At 40.4% G+C, this 15,090-nt stretch carries 11 protein-coding genes and 3 rRNA genes; 9 read left to right on the forward strand and 5 right to left on the reverse strand.

The window, feature by feature from the left end; translation table 11 throughout:
• From QL986_RS16555 to glsB, 4 genes are all read left to right on the forward strand, one after another.
• A 23S ribosomal RNA gene (locus QL986_RS16555) occupies positions 1–92 on the forward strand; the annotation flags it as partial.
• Positions 93–224: 132 nt separating this feature from the next.
• Positions 225–339, forward strand: a 5S ribosomal RNA gene (gene rrf / locus QL986_RS16560).
• A gap of 63 nt (positions 340–402) precedes the next feature.
• Positions 403–517 (forward strand): 5S ribosomal RNA (gene rrf / locus QL986_RS16565).
• A 439-nt stretch (positions 518–956) separates the two neighbouring features.
• Complete coding sequence (glsB, locus tag QL986_RS16570) at positions 957–1,880, forward strand: glutaminase B (protein ID WP_028835530.1); 924 nt, start codon at positions 957–959, stop codon at positions 1,878–1,880.
• Between the two features lie 22 nt (positions 1,881–1,902).
• Here the strand turns inward: glsB and QL986_RS16575 are convergent, their stop codons facing one another.
• A complete protein-coding gene (locus QL986_RS16575) occupies positions 1,903–3,207 on the reverse strand; it encodes an inosine/guanosine kinase (RefSeq protein WP_013464270.1) in 1,305 nt (434 codons plus the stop codon).
• 177 nt (positions 3,208–3,384) lie between these two features.
• On the opposite strand from QL986_RS16575, the gene tadA reads away from it, so the two are divergent.
• Positions 3,385–3,891, forward strand: coding sequence for a tRNA adenosine(34) deaminase TadA (gene tadA, locus QL986_RS16580; protein ID WP_013464271.1), 507 nt, complete (start codon positions 3,385–3,387; stop codon positions 3,889–3,891).
• On the opposite strand, the gene QL986_RS16585 is transcribed toward tadA, so the two are convergent.
• Both QL986_RS16585 and mltF read right to left on the reverse strand, forming a co-directional pair.
• A complete protein-coding gene (locus tag QL986_RS16585) occupies positions 3,888–4,058 on the reverse strand; it encodes a hypothetical protein (protein WP_008468235.1) in 171 nt (56 codons plus the stop codon). The genes tadA and QL986_RS16585 overlap by 4 nt on opposite strands.
• Before the next feature lie 126 nt (positions 4,059–4,184).
• Complete coding sequence (gene mltF, locus QL986_RS16590; RefSeq protein WP_024601837.1) at positions 4,185–5,630, reverse strand: membrane-bound lytic murein transglycosylase MltF; 1,446 nt, start codon at positions 5,628–5,630, stop codon at positions 4,185–4,187.
• Positions 5,631–5,841: 211 nt separating this feature from the next.
• On the opposite strand from mltF, the gene purL reads away from it, so the two are divergent.
• From purL to QL986_RS16610, 4 genes are all read left to right on the forward strand, one after another.
• Positions 5,842–9,732, forward strand: coding sequence for a phosphoribosylformylglycinamidine synthase (purL, locus tag QL986_RS16595; RefSeq protein ID WP_024601838.1), 3,891 nt, complete (start codon positions 5,842–5,844; stop codon positions 9,730–9,732).
• A gap of 96 nt (positions 9,733–9,828) precedes the next feature.
• A complete protein-coding gene (locus QL986_RS16600) occupies positions 9,829–12,285 on the forward strand; it encodes a YdbH domain-containing protein (protein ID WP_290191725.1) in 2,457 nt (818 codons plus the stop codon).
• Complete coding sequence (locus QL986_RS16605; protein WP_028835526.1) at positions 12,282–12,479, forward strand: YnbE family lipoprotein; 198 nt, start codon at positions 12,282–12,284, stop codon at positions 12,477–12,479. Before QL986_RS16600 ends, QL986_RS16605 begins: the two co-directional genes overlap by 4 nt.
• Positions 12,480–12,490: 11 nt before the next feature.
• Positions 12,491–12,820 (forward strand): YdbL family protein, encoded by a 330-nt coding sequence (locus QL986_RS16610; RefSeq protein ID WP_008468219.1) that lies wholly within the window; start codon positions 12,491–12,493, stop codon positions 12,818–12,820.
• A 327-nt stretch (positions 12,821–13,147) separates the two neighbouring features.
• Here the strand turns inward: QL986_RS16610 and QL986_RS16615 are convergent, their stop codons facing one another.
• A complete protein-coding gene (locus tag QL986_RS16615; RefSeq protein ID WP_036956738.1) occupies positions 13,148–13,696 on the reverse strand; it encodes a DUF1415 domain-containing protein in 549 nt (182 codons plus the stop codon).
• A complete protein-coding gene (waaA, locus tag QL986_RS16620) occupies positions 13,693–14,976 on the reverse strand; it encodes a lipid IV(A) 3-deoxy-D-manno-octulosonic acid transferase (RefSeq protein ID WP_036956739.1) in 1,284 nt (427 codons plus the stop codon). Before waaA ends, QL986_RS16615 begins: the two co-directional genes overlap by 4 nt.
• Between the last annotated feature and the right edge of the window lie 114 nt (positions 14,977–15,090).

Genomic DNA, 15,090 nt, shown 5'->3' on the forward strand with positions numbered 1-15,090 from the left:
GCCGTTGAAGACTACAACGTTGATAGGCAAGATGTGGAAGTGGTGTGAGCCATTAAGCTAACTTGTACTAATTACCCGTGAGGCTTAACCATACAACGCCAAACGCGTTTTATGTGATAGTTTAAGCAAGAAGTTAATAGACTAAAGTAGATACTTGAAGACTTTTATTATCAGAAATTCCAAATTTTAGTAAGCTCGATTAAATCGACCTTACACCAAATTTGCTTGGTGACAATAGCGTTTTGGACCCACCTGACCCCATGCCGAACTCAGTAGTGAAACGAAACAGCGCCGATGATAGTGTAGCATTTGCTATGTGAAAGTAGGACATTACCAGGCTCCAAATTTAGTCGAAAGACTTTAAATTTAAAAATAAATAATAAGAAAATTGAAAAGAATTTTCTTGGTGACCATAGCGTTTTGGACCCACCTGACCCCATGCCGAACTCAGTAGTGAAACGAAACAGCGCCGATGATAGTGTAGCATTTGCTATGTGAAAGTAGGACATTACCAGGATCCAAATAAGAGAAACCCGTTACAGCGATGTGACGGGTTTTTTGCTGTCTGGGATTTAATAAATAGCCAAGAGCCCATGCCGAACTCAGTGGTGGCCTTTCTCGTACATCCTGTGCTCCACGGCATTCGTATTCCTATACATCAAACAAAACAGCTTGGATCTAAACAAAAAAGTGGGATGTTCTATTGTATTGTCGCTATAAATTAGCGCACTGGCTCCAAATAACAGAACCACGTTACAGCAAAATGCTGGTTTTTTATTGTTTTAAATTTGAAGATGAATTACGCAATATCTTAAAAAAAGAGACTGCCAGCCAATCTCATCATGTATATGCTTCCTATCAGATTACTAATAACTTATAGACTTAACATTCTCATGCAGTTATAGATCCTACGTGTTAAAATTTGATTTTAACTTTGCATATTATTGAGGTGTCTATTGCCAACCAGTGATTATCAACGAGTGCTAAATGAGATAACTCAAGAGGTTAAACCTTTATTGAGCCAAGGTAAGGTTGCTGATTATATCCCTGCTCTTGCTGAAGTTGATCTTGAGCAGTTTTCTATTGCCATTTACACCACTGAGGGGGAGATATTTTGCGCGGGTGATTGTGAACAGCGTTTTACTATTCAATCTGTTTCTAAAGTAATGACTCTGACATTAGCGCTGCAACGTTATGGCGATGAACTATGGAGTAGAGTGGGTAAAGAGCCCTCTGGAACAGCATTTAATTCACTGACACAGCTTGAGTTTGAAAAAGGCATACCCCGTAACCCATTTATTAATGCGGGTGCCATAGTTACCTGTGATGCTTTATATAGTCGCTTATCAGCACCCATGCACTCTATGCTGGAAACATTTCGCGATTTATCTGGTAATCGAAGTATCGTAATAGATAAGCAAGTGGCTAATTCAGAGTATGAGTTTAGGCATCGAAATGCGGCAATGGCACACTTAATGAAATCATTCGGTAACTTTGAAAATGAAGTTGATGATGTGCTGTGGTCATACTTTAATTTTTGTGCCATAGAACTTAATTGTATCGAACTTGCTAAGGCGTACAATTTTTTAGCTAATAAAGGGATAGACTATAGTTCTTCTAAACGAGTGCTTTCTAGTCGTCAGAATAAGCAACTAAATTCGTTGTTATTTACCAGTGGTTTATATGATGCGGCGGGTGATTTTGGTTATCGAGTAGGAATGCCGGGCAAATCAGGTGTTTCTGGCACTATATTGGCGGTGTTACCGAATAGATTTACTGTGGCAGTGTATTCCCCAGGATTAAACTCTTTTGGTAATTCAGTCGCAGGAATAGCAGCATTAGAGCTGCTATCTAAAAAGCTTGATATATCGATATTTTAAATACGCTTAGTGCATTGGGATTTTATTGATCCCAATACACTTGCTCTAAACAATCTTCGCGCTCTGGTAAGCCACGTGATAAGCGTGGAGAATGCTGAACCAGCACTTCGTAACTTGCACGGTTGGCGTATTTACTAATTTGAGCGAGCGAAGAGTAGGTAATCGCTTGTTGCTGATGTTTTGCTGAATTAGCAACGTTCAACTTATGATAAACATTCGCTGATAAGTCATGCAATACAGCGGCTAAAGCACAATCACCAGCGCCGTTGGTATTTTTAATCGAGTCAGGCCCGCCCATAAACGGAGCAGTATGACTATATGCCTTTATTGGGTTTTCACAGTCAACTTTACGCATTGCACGTGAAAACTCATAACGATTAAAGTCAGGGATAGCACCAGGCAAAAGTGGATACTCTGTTTCGCGTTTGAAACTGTCATCAACAAAACCGGCCATAAATAAGCCTTTTTCACCGGCAGTACAAATTACTAAATCAACCCAGTCTAATGCTTTGTCGGCAGCTAGTAATGGATCTTCAAATCCAGTAATTGCTTGGCCTTCTTCTTCGTTCATAGCAAGGATATCAACATGCTTTTCTACAAAGTTAGCCCACCATGTCGGATCCTGCTCGATAAGAAACTTAGTACCGAGTGTTAATACAACCGGTACATCTGCATCGTTAGCATACTTGATTGCTTGCATGGTCGCTTCGGTCATGGTTTCATCGCCTTGAGTACGCATTAAATAAGCGCTAATCACTAATGCCGATGAGCCTTCGATTAGCTCTTTATCAATTGACTCAGGCTTTAGATAATTCATCAGGCCAGCACTAATGGCAAAGGTGCGTTCACCCGTTTCATCAATCAATGTGAAACAGCGGCCTATAGGACCATCTACAGGCTGTAAGTAGTCTAAGTCTACGCGACTTGAGTTATTACATAAAAAGCGATAAGCATAACTGCCTATTTTTATGTTTTCACTCATTACACCTAATAGCACCGAACGGTCATCAGCAAGTACGGAATAGTTGTGCATCGTGTTGCCAACGGTTCCGCCTGCGAATTCGTAATCGACCATGTCGTTTAGTTTTAAGCGATCGTATAAAGCATTGGTGATGTCATTATCTATAACTTGCGACATCCCTCGGCGCAATTGAAATTCATCGAGAAAAGCTTGGTCAACCTTAGCTTCTATATCAACAACGATTTGATCGATCCCCGTAATATAGCTGCGGTGTAATCGCTCAGTGGCGTTAAGTTGATTGGTCAGTGGATCTTTGGCTTCCACTGGAAAATAATGTTTATGCCTGCGGCGTCCAGGAAATTTCATTTGCTACCCGTGTTGTGAGCTAAATAAAAAAAGCGTGAGATTATAGCGTAAATCCTGCCTTATGAGCCATGACAAACCACTTAAATTTGTTTTATTTTTGCAATAAAGTGATCAATGACGCATTTTATTGCGCTAAGTTGGTATAATTACGGCATAAAAAATAGTTAAGTAATAATAATGACAGAGCCATTTGACGACCAATATTGGATGGAACAAGCGCTTGTGTATGCAAAACAAGCGGAGCAGCTAGATGAGATCCCGGTAGGGGCTATAATTGTCAAAGATAATCAGCTTATTAGCGCAGGCTATAATCGTTCAATTACTGATAACGACCCGTCGGCTCATGCTGAGATGATAGCGGTACGTGAAGCAGGAAAAGTACTTAATAATTACCGCTTAATTGACTGTACTCTTTACGTCACGCTAGAGCCATGCTCTATGTGCGCAGGTTTATTAGTACATAGCCGAATTAAACGCTTAGTATTTGGCGCAGCCGATGCTAAAACGGGTTCTGCTGGTTCAATTATGAACCTTTTACAAGAACCTCGTTTAAACCATCAGGTAGAAATAACGGGTGGGGTATTAGAAACACAATGTGCAGAGACTATTTCTAGTTTTTTTAAGCGTCGCCGAGCACAAATAAAGGCGGCAAAGCAAGCCGCTCGTAATAGTAACAGCGATTAGTCAGCTGCTGCTATTAAGGCGTCTAATTCAGCCATTTGCTGCATAGCAAACATGCGGCGGCGCCAAATTATTTTTTTATGTAAATTTCTTAACATCACTCGACGACGAGTGGCGGTTGAGTGCTTTATACAACGTTTAAGTTGATGTGTACGTCTACGTTTAAGCATGACTTATCCTTATGTGCTTGGTAATGACACAAAATTTTATACAATTAAGCCAGATTATTGAATAATTGATTACAAGTAAACAACTATTTGATTTTCTGATGTTCAGTTAATTACTAAGCTGCGTATTTATTTTTTTTCTTCAGCGGCATTACTTGTACGTTGCTCTGAATCATCTGGTTTAACGATTTTCTCTTCTGTTTCATTTGTTGAGGTAATCGGAGCTATTGCATTATTTTCATCAAGCCAAACAAGCGCATCGTAATAGCGGCGTATATTATCAACATAGGTCACAGCTACATCACCGCGAGCATAGCCATAACGGGTATTACGATAGTGACGTTTTTTTACTAACAATGGTAAGCGCTTTTTAACGTCGGCCCATTTATCAGGGCTAGCTCCCTGTTGCTTGGTAATAATACGGGCATCGTTAACGTGTCCCCAACCTACATTATAGGCGGCAAGTGCAAGCCAAGTACGATCAGGTTGAGGGATTCGATCCGGGACGCGTTTAATTAATTTTGCTAGGTATTGTGCACCACCGCGTATATTTTGCTCTGGTTCTAAGCGGTTTGTTACACCGACTTGTTTTGCTGTGCGTCTTGTTAGCATCATAATACCACGCACACCGGTTGGTGACTTAGCACGCGGGTTCCACATCGACTCTTGATAACTTAGTGCTGCCAGTAAGCGCCAATCTAGGCTACCTGCATATTGCATAAACCAAGGTTGATATTTAGGCAGTGTTTCTTTAATTGCGTCTATATAGGCCAAGGTATTAACGTAATTAAATTGGCGGACATGACCGAAGTATTTTTCTTCGAGCACATAAAGTTGATTATTTTGTTTTGCTTCACCAAAAAAGGGGACTAATAATGCGTATAGCGAATCATCATTCGACTTTCTTAGTATCCATGCAATTGAATCATTTCGGGTAACTGAAAAGCCAATACTTAAATTAGGGTGATAGCGACGAAATAGCGCTAAAGTATGTGAATCCGCTAAGGTGTAATCTATTTCGCCGTCAATAACTGCTTGTAGTAATTCTTCTTCATCAAACTCTTCGGTTTCATTCCAGCTTAAGTTTGGGTTGGTTTGTTGAATTTCTTCTAATGTTAATGAATGGCTACTTTTAGCGATAACGGTGAAGTTTCCGGTTAAATCATCAAAATCACGAGGGCGTTCACGGCCTTGTTTAAAGACTAATTTTTGGCTAATTGTTCTGTATGTAGGGCCATAGCGATAGCGCTCAGCACGTACTTTATTGTAAGTAAGCCCTGAGGCAATTAAATCGAGGTCACCACTGTCCAAACGCGCAAACATTTCGGATAAATTAAAAAAGGGTACAATTTCAAGCTCTACCCCTAAGTAGTCTGCAAACGCTTGAGAGAGCTCAAATTCAAATCCTTGTTCCCCTTGAACGGCTTGATAGTAATTACTTGCACTAGCAAGTGTACCAATACGAATTTTGTTTTCAGATTTGATTTGGGCAAGCTGTGTTGATTGCTCTTGTGTATTACATGCACACAAAAGTATGACTAACGTAATGATTGTTATTAGCTTTATCTTCAACATATTCGCCTCTTTAGCATCGTACCTCCTGTTATAACAAAACTTACTGATTACGTCACTTATCGTTTAATCGCAGTGAGTAAAAAATAGGTGTAAACAAAAAGAAAAAGTTAATTTAATGAAAAGCGCATTTTTGAGTTAAATCTGAGAGTAATTTGGACTATAATGCGCGCCTAAAATATCGTTCAATCCCTAACCCCGGGTGAAATTACTTATGTTGATCCTTCGTGGTGCACCAGCACTTTCAGAGTTCAGAGTTAATAAAATTTTAGCGCGTTGCCAACAATCGCAACTTCCTGTCACCAATGTATATGCCGAATACGCTCACTTTGCCGATTTAACATCGCCATTAAACACTGATGAGCACACCAAACTTGAAAAGTTATTAACCTACGGCCCAACAATTGCTGAGCATGCGCCAGCAGGTCAGTTGGTATTAGTGACGCCTCGTCCTGGTACAATTTCGCCATGGGCTTCAAAAGCGACAGATATCGCTCATAACTGTGGGCTTAAACAAGTTCATCGCGTAGAGCGCGGTATTGCTTACTATGTTGAAGGTGATTTAAGTGCAGAACAGTTAGCACAAGTTGCAGCACTTCTTCATGACCGCATGACTGAAGCTACTCACAGTAAATTAGAAGATGCCGCGCAGTTATTTCGCAGCGATGCACCTCGTCCAATGTCATCAGTTGATATTTTAGGTGGCGGCCGTGAAGCATTAGCCACAGCAAATATAGAGCAAGGGTTTGCGCTTGCTGATGATGAAATTGATTATTTAGTTGAAAACTTTATTAAGTTAGGGCGTAACCCTAACGATATTGAACTGTTTATGTTTGCTCAAGCGAACTCAGAGCATTGTCGTCATAAAATATTTAATGCTGATTGGACTATTGATGGCATTGAACAACCAAAGTCGTTGTTCAAAATGATTAAAAACACCTTTGAGCATAATCCTGAAAATGTATTATCTGCTTATAAAGATAATGCAGCCGTAATGAAAGGCTCAAAGGCGGGTCGCTTCTTCCCGAATGCACAAGGTGAATATGCGTATCACCAAGAAGACATTGAAATATTAATGAAGGTTGAAACCCATAACCACCCAACGGCTATTGCTCCTTTCTCTGGTGCGGCAACAGGGTCGGGCGGTGAGATTCGCGATGAGGGCGCAACTGGTCGTGGTTCAAAACCAAAAGCGGGTTTAGTGGGCTTTACTGTATCTAATTTACGTATTCCTGGTTTTGAACAGCCTTGGGAAAGTGATTTTGGTAAGCCTGGCCGTATTGTTAATGCTCTAGATATTATGACTGAAGGCCCATTAGGTGGTGCTGCGTTTAATAACGAGTTTGGCCGTCCTAATTTATTAGGTTATTTCCGTACTTACGAAGAAAAAGTGACCAGTCACAATGGTGAAGAGGTGCGTGGTTACCACAAGCCAATTATGCTTGCCGGTGGTTTAGGTAATATCCGTGCTGATCATGTTCAAAAAGGCGATATTCCAGTTGGTGCAAAACTCATTGCACTAGGCGGCCCTGCAATGAACATTGGCTTAGGCGGTGGCGCTGCATCAAGTATGGCATCGGGTCAATCAAATGAAGATTTAGATTTTGCCTCTGTACAGCGTGAAAACCCAGAAATGGAGCGTCGTTGCCAAGAAGTCATCGACAAATGTTGGCAGCTAGGTGATGCAAATCCAATTGCGTTTATTCATGATGTGGGTGCAGGTGGTTTATCTAACGCTTTCCCTGAACTTGTTAGTGACGGTGGACGTGGCGGTAAATTTCAGCTTCGCAATATCCCAAATGATGAACCGGGCATGGCACCACACGAAATTTGGTGTAATGAATCGCAAGAGCGCTATGTACTCGCTGTCGCTGTTGAAGATTTTGATCGTTTTGAAGCTATTTGTAAGCGTGAAAGAGCGCAATATGCGGTTATTGGTGAAGCAACTGCAGAGCCTCATTTAACGGTTGCTGATAGTCACTTTGAAAATAATCCTGTTGATTTACCTCTCGATGTTTTATTAGGGAAAGCACCTAAAATGCATCGTGATGTAACATCACAACAAGTGTTAGGTAAAGCACTCGACGTTGAAAATATCAGTGCTGCTGATGCTGCAGAACGTTTATTACGTTTACCAACCATTGCTGAAAAAACCTTCCTCATTACTATTGGCGATCGTTCGGTAACAGGTTTAGTAGCACGCGATCAAATGGTAGGCCCATGGCAAGTACCAGTAGCTAACTGTGCAGTAACCGCAGCAACGTATGACACTTACCATGGTGAAGCAATGTCACTGGGTGAACGTACGCCTGCAGCACTACTTAACTATGGCGCTTCAGCGCGTTTAGCAGTGGCAGAATCGTTAACGAATATTGCCTGTGCAAACATTGGCTCTCTTGAAAATATTAAGTTATCTGCAAACTGGATGGCCGCAGCGGGACACCCAGGAGAAGATGCCGGTTTATACGAAGCGGTAAAAGCGGTGGGTGAAGAGTTATGTCCGGCACTTGGGTTAACAATTCCTGTAGGTAAAGATTCTATGTCGATGAAAACGACATGGAAGAACGAAGATGATGCTACAGAGCAATCTGTAACATCACCGTTATCGCTTATTATCACTGCTTTTGGTCGTGTTGAAGACGTACGTAAAACAGTGACCCCACAGTTACGAACAGATAAAGGCGATACATCGCTTATTTTAGTTGACTTAGGCGCGGGCAAAAACCGACTGGGCGCATCAAGCCTTGCTCAGGTTTATAAGCAATTAGGTGATACAACACCTGATGTAGATAGCCCAGAGCTACTAAAAGGTTTTTACAACGCAATGCAAGCGCTAGTCGCTGATAGCAAGTTGCTTGCGTACCATGACCGTTCAGACGGTGGTTTATTTACCACTATCGCTGAAATGGCGTTTACCGGTCACACCGGTGTTACCGTTGATTTAGCGACTTTGACCGGCTCTGATATTGAAGCGCTTTATAACGAAGAGCTAGGTGCTGTAATTCAAGTAGCGAATAGCGATTTAGAGGCTGTAAATGCGGTATTTGAGCAGCATGGAGTTGCCGCAATTAGTCATGTGATTGGCTCGCTAAATAACGACGATAACATCGTGTTTAATCGTGGTGAGCAAACAGTACTTAATCATACTCGTACTGAACTTCGTACAATTTGGGCCGAAACAACGTATCAAATGCAAGCGCGTCGTGATAACCCAGATTGTGCTAAGCAAGAGTTTGACGCTAAGTTTGACGCAAAAGATCCTGGCTTAAATGTAAAACTTAACTTTGATTTAAATGAAGATGTTGCAGCTCCATATATTGCAACTGGTGCTAAACCGCAAATGGCTATTTTACGTGAGCAAGGTGTAAACTCTCATTTAGAAATGGCAGCTGCATTTAACCGTGCGGGCTTTGCAGCGGTTGATGTGCACATGAGCGACATTTTAGAAGGGCGCTTAACACTTGAGCAATTTAAAGGCTTAGTGGCGTGTGGCGGTTTCTCTTACGGTGATGTGCTTGGTGCGGGTGAAGGTTGGGCTAAGTCAATACTGTTTAATGACATGGCACGCGATCAATTCCTAAGCTTTTTCCATCGTGAAGATACCTTTAGCTTAGGGGTATGTAACGGTTGTCAAATGCTATCAACATTAAAAGAGTTGATCCCAGGTACTGAGCATTGGCCACGCTTTGTAACGAACAAGTCAGAGCGTTTTGAAGCACGCTTTAGCTTAGTTGAAATACAAGAGAATCCATCGGTATTCTTTAATGGTATGGCGGGCTCGCGGATGCCAATTGCGGTATCTCATGGTGAAGGCCATGCAGAGTTTGCAAACGAAGCAGCAACAAAAGCAGCACTTGCAAGTGGTACTGTAGCGGTTAAATTTGTTGATAACTACGGCAACCCTACAACGCAATACCCAGCGAACCCGAACGGCTCGCCAGAAGGTATCACAGGTATTACATCAACAGATGGCCGTGCAACTGTAATGATGCCACATCCAGAGCGTGTATTTCGTACTGTTGCTAACTCTTGGCACCCAGATGAGTGGAAAGAGGATAGCCCATGGATGCGTATGTTCCGTAATGCGCGTAAAAATGTAGGTTAATATACACACTAGATTCATGATCTGGATGTAAAATAAAAAAGGCTGCCTTGTGCAGCCTTTTTTGATTATAGTGATTAAAAAACATGTAAGGATAATATGTTTAAGCGCATTGGTTTAATTGTTGGCACTCTTTTACTGAGTCTATTATTACTCGGGTATGTATTTCGCTTGCCTTTACTACAATGGGCCATTGCCCCTGAACTTAAAAAAGCAGGTGTCACATTAAGCTGCCTCGATTTTTCAATTACCTCAAAGTTAAATATACATGCCGACACTGTGTGTTTAAATTACCAAAACCAACAATTACAACTCTCTGATATTACTGCAAATACAAAGCATGTCAGTGTTCAAAGTGCAATATTAACGCTCAATCCATTACCTAAAAGTGATAACGCTAATCAACCGGCTAAACAGCTTGAGATAGCGCTACCTTCAAATCGCCCACTCATTAATATTAAACAGCTTGTAGTAAACAGTAATCAGCTCAGTAAACCATTAAAATTTAGTGTATTAGAACCTGCGCTAAATCAATTTAATGTAACGGGCGATATAAATGCGAGTGCGATTTTAACCACCAATAAAATAAGTGGTCAGCTAGCAGTTGATGACATTCTGTTAAAACAGGTAATAAACACTAAAAACACCTTATTCGATGCTGTTAACTTTAATACTCAACAAGCGTTTAGTTTTGACGGGATTGAGCTTAAGTTGAACGGGGGGATTAGCGCTCAATTTGCTCATACGTTTGAGAAATGCCAATTTAATTTATTAGCCACTGGCCAGATGGCTACTCGCTTTAATTTAAATAACCAAGCGTTAATCCTAGATACCGGTTCACTTAATAACAAAATTAATTTAACCCCTCGCTGTACTGAGTTAATTCCACCAAGTGAGTACGCAGATTTTGTAAGCAAACAAGTTGCTTTAAATTGGCAGGTTAAGCTTTCTAAAGCTCTTCGCTTAGAACAGGGGGAGCTGAGTATTCCAGTAATTAATGTGATGAGTGAAGGTAATAAACACTTTGATATTTTAATAACAGACACCGCACTCTCTATAAACGCTTTGCTTGATAATATGCAGGCAAAGGTGTCTGCTCAAATAAGCACGCCAGATATAAACAGCATTAATATAAGCGCTCAGCTAAATGGTACTAAAGTTAAAGGTGATTACAACGTTGAGCTTGAAAGGCTACCCGCATTTATTCCTGTTACTGCTAATATGCTTAATTTCAGTGGTTACTTTGAATTAAGTGAATTTATTGACTCAAAACCTGTCGGGTACACACAGAGTAAATTTTCCGTTGCTAGCTTTGAAGCTTTTGATGTAAAAGCAGTGCATTATCAAGGTGGTTTAACCGCGAAAATGGATAAACAGCTAAATGCAGAAATTACATTAACTAATCAGTTAAAAAATGCGGCATATAAAGAATTTAAACTTACCAATATAAATAATAGTCTCACGGCAAAAGCAAACCTAGGTGTAGGTGAGTTATTTGCTCATTTAACTGCGAAAACGCAAATTAAGGCTCTTAATAGCGCTGATATAAGACTGAATAATATAAAAATAGACTCGAGTGGATTACAAAGCCGTGCACTTAAAGCGTCGCACCATGCGTTTATAGATGATATTGAGTTGGTGGTAAATCATCATATATCGTCACAGGCGCATCCGTTTGAGGTGATTGTGCCAGCGCAAAGTGTGTTGCCATTAAACACCTTTATTAATCATTTTTATCCACTTGCTAAGCTGACAAAAGGTACTTTTAACGGCAATATTAGTGGCGATGTCAATTTACAAAGGGCATCCTTTGATATAGATATTCGCCAATTAAGTGGACTTTATAATGACTACCTTGCAAGTGATTTTAGTAGTGTATTTAGCGGGGAGTTTAATTCAGGTAGGCTTAATGTAAAACCGACTACCTTTCATTTAAATGAGTTTAGAGCGGGCGCAGTTATCAAAGGCCTTAAAGGGCAATGGCTCGTCAATAACAATAATGTGCTTGTTAGTAATGTTGAAGGTAATGTGCTTGGCGGTACATTTTTATTAGATAACTATACGCTTGGACAAGAAACCCAAGTTAGCACTGTAACGTTTAATAATATTGATGCAAGTAAGCTGATCACCCTTGATGATAAGTCGGGTATTACTTTAACAGGGCGTTTGGCTGGTACACTGCCGGTGAGCGTTAATAAAAATGGTGTGCACATTAGCCAAGGCAGTCTGTTTAGTCAAGGCGAGGGCAATTTAAAAATTAGCAATAATGCTGCATTTGATTCTGTGATGCAGCAACAACAAGAGTTGCAACCTGTACTGGGGTTATTGACTGATTTAGATATTCAAAAACTCAATAGCAGCGTTGTACTTAAAAATGATGGTTGGTTAAAGCTTGGAGTTAATTTACAAGGTTATAATCAGCAAGCGCAGCAGCAAGTTAACTTTAATTACAACCATGAAGAAAACATATTTACGCTTTTACGGGCACTGCGTTTAAGTGATGAAATTACACAAAAAGTTGAGCAACAATTTTCACAAAAAGGAAATGGGCAATGAGACAGTCGTTATCGATAAAAGTGCTGCTCGCGTTAGCAGCAATATCAGCGCTAAGTGCGTGTACGCATCGTGTTGAGGTGTCGGCTAAAGAGCCAATCACTATTAATTTAAATGTTAAGGTTGATCATGAAATTCGTGTCAAAGTAGATAAAGAGCTCGATAATTTATTTAGCGATGACAGTGAGTTATTTTAAGGAGCTAGAATATGAATATTAAAAATAAATTAAATATAGTAACCCTAATTAGTGCCGTTTGTATGTCATTTTCAGTTTGGGCTATGAGTTTAGATGAAGCTAAAAGCCAAGGCTTAGTTGGTGAAAACAGCTCAGGCTACCTTGGATTAGTTGTACAAAATACAGAAGCAAAAGCGGTTGTTGATGACGTTAACGAAAAACGTAAGGCACAGTACTTAAAATTAGCTAAAAAGAATAACTTGTCACTTGCACAAGTTGAGGCATTGGCAGCGGCAAAAACAATCGAAAAAACGCAAAGCGGCCACTACATTGAAGTAAACGGTAGCTGGGTCAAAAAATAAAGTTAACGGGTTAACTAGGGTCTGTTGATCTTTCAAGGTTAAATTTGCAGCAGTCTGTTTGGTATTTAGGCAAGGCAGAGCCTATGTAGTGTGTTATTCCCCATAAATAGGCGATAACGCAGCATCAATGCCAAACAGGCGCTGCCCTTCGGGTTCTGCCTGCCTACATGGATGTAGGTAAGGGGCGTGAGCAGGACGCGGAAGCTTTGCTCGGTTTTTACTTAGCCCACTAGATTACAAACCTCGCGCCGCGATTAAACCGCCCCTAGTTTGAACAAATTGTAATCCGCAAAGGTCAACAGACCCTAAAGGTATTAAAAGCCGAGCTTATACGCTCGGTTTTTTACAGTTCTCTAATAATTGTTGCCAAAAATCAATACCTTTTCGGCGTGCTAAGTTTATATTATGCTCAGGAATAGACTCAGGTTCGTCATAATTTTCAAGTGCTTCACTCATACTTGCTTCACGAATTAGGTGCAAGGTAGGAAACGGCGCTCTATTTGTGTAGTTGGCCGCATCGGTTTCATCGCTATCGGCAAATACATAATCGGGGTGAAAATTAGCAATTTGATATTTACCTTCAAAGCCTTGTGCAACCAATAGTGCATTTGCTAAATCGACTAAATCTAAAAAGTCTTCAAAGTCACTAAAACCGTTATCGAACATGATTAGCGTGGTTTCTCGTTCGCGCTCGCGGTCAAGCTCGATACATTGCTCAAGCATATCCATTACAGCATCATCGATAGTCTTAGCGTTACTTACAATGTAATGAATACAGTTGTTTTCGACTTCTTTACGGGCAAACGGACAAAAGTTATATTTTACAATAACTGATGAAACCCATTCTCGGGTTTGGCTAATAGCTATGTTATTCACTGTTTTGGCTCTAAGTATTGATTAATAATAGTGAGTGTTTTTTTTATGGCGCCTTGGTTTTTAGCAACACATTGCGCCGCTTTTGTGCCGAGCGTTTGGCATGCCTTTTTATTTTGGCTAAAGGTAATGAGTTGTTGTGCCAGTTCATCTGAATTTTCTACCACGCATGCCCCTTTGAGCTTTGTTAACTCAGGATAGACATGATCAAAGTTATAGGTATGAGGGCCTGTTATTACACCGACCGAAAATGCGGCTGACTCAAGCGGGTTATGACCACCACGACGAATCAAACTACCGCCAATATAACTAACATTAGCCGCGCCGTATAAGCACTGTAATTCACCTAGCGTATCGGCAAGTAAAACGTGTTCGTTTTGGTAATTATTTTGGCTACGACGACTAAAGCTTAAAGTACTTTGTGTGAGTAGTTCAGCCACTTTATCAAATTGCTCGGGGTGTCGCGGGGCAATAATCAATAAAGCATCAGGCTGCTTTTTTAACAACTGCTGGTGGGCATCGAGTATTAATTCATGCTCTATAGGGTGAGTAGAGCCTGCCACCCATATAAAACGTTCTTGGCTATTATAGTACTGTTTGAGCACGCTCACCTTTGTAAGTTGCTCTTGATTGGGGCTTATATCAAACTTGATTGAACCTGTAACATGGCTTTTTGAAGGCTCAAGCCCAAGTGTAATAAAACGCTCTGCATCTGTTTTATTATGACTGGCTAACGCAGTAATAGATTGCATAATACGGTGAGTTAACTGCGCAACCTTTTGATAACCCTGCTGCGACTTTTCAGAAAGTCTCGCATTAACAACCAATACCGGGATTTTTTTGTTATGCGCATTAGCCATAATATTTGGCCACAATTCAGTTTCTAAAATACATAGTAACTGCGGTTTTACGCGTTTTAAAAATCGAGCAGTGGCAAAAGGAAAATCGATAGGTAAATAACTAATAGCGACGGTATCTTTAAATTGTGCTGTTATTTGTGCGCGGCCAGTTGGGGTATTACAAGTGATCAAAATATTTAGCTGCGGGTGCTCATTTTGCAACGCTTTAATTAATGGCGTTGCTGCTAATACCTCACCTACAGAAGCACAATGAATAACAACAGGTTTAGTTTTATTAGAAAATAAACAGCGACGTACAAACCCAAAACGTTCTTTAAAATGCGCGCGATAACCCGAATTTTTTTTACCACGTAATACATATAAATAAAATATGATCAAAGGGCTAATAATGATTAGTGCAAGTGAATAAAAAGTGCGTGCCATACTGAGCTTTGTTTAATGTAATTGTAGCTAGTTTATCGTGAAACGGCTTATTTCTAAACATACAAAGTATAAAAGTTGGTTTGAGTTCATTTACTAGGGTATAAACTAAATCAA

Origin of the sequence: Pseudoalteromonas sp. APC 3250 (assembly GCF_030407915.1) — a bacterium.
Taxonomy (GTDB): domain Bacteria; phylum Pseudomonadota; class Gammaproteobacteria; order Enterobacterales; family Alteromonadaceae; genus Pseudoalteromonas; species Pseudoalteromonas tetraodonis.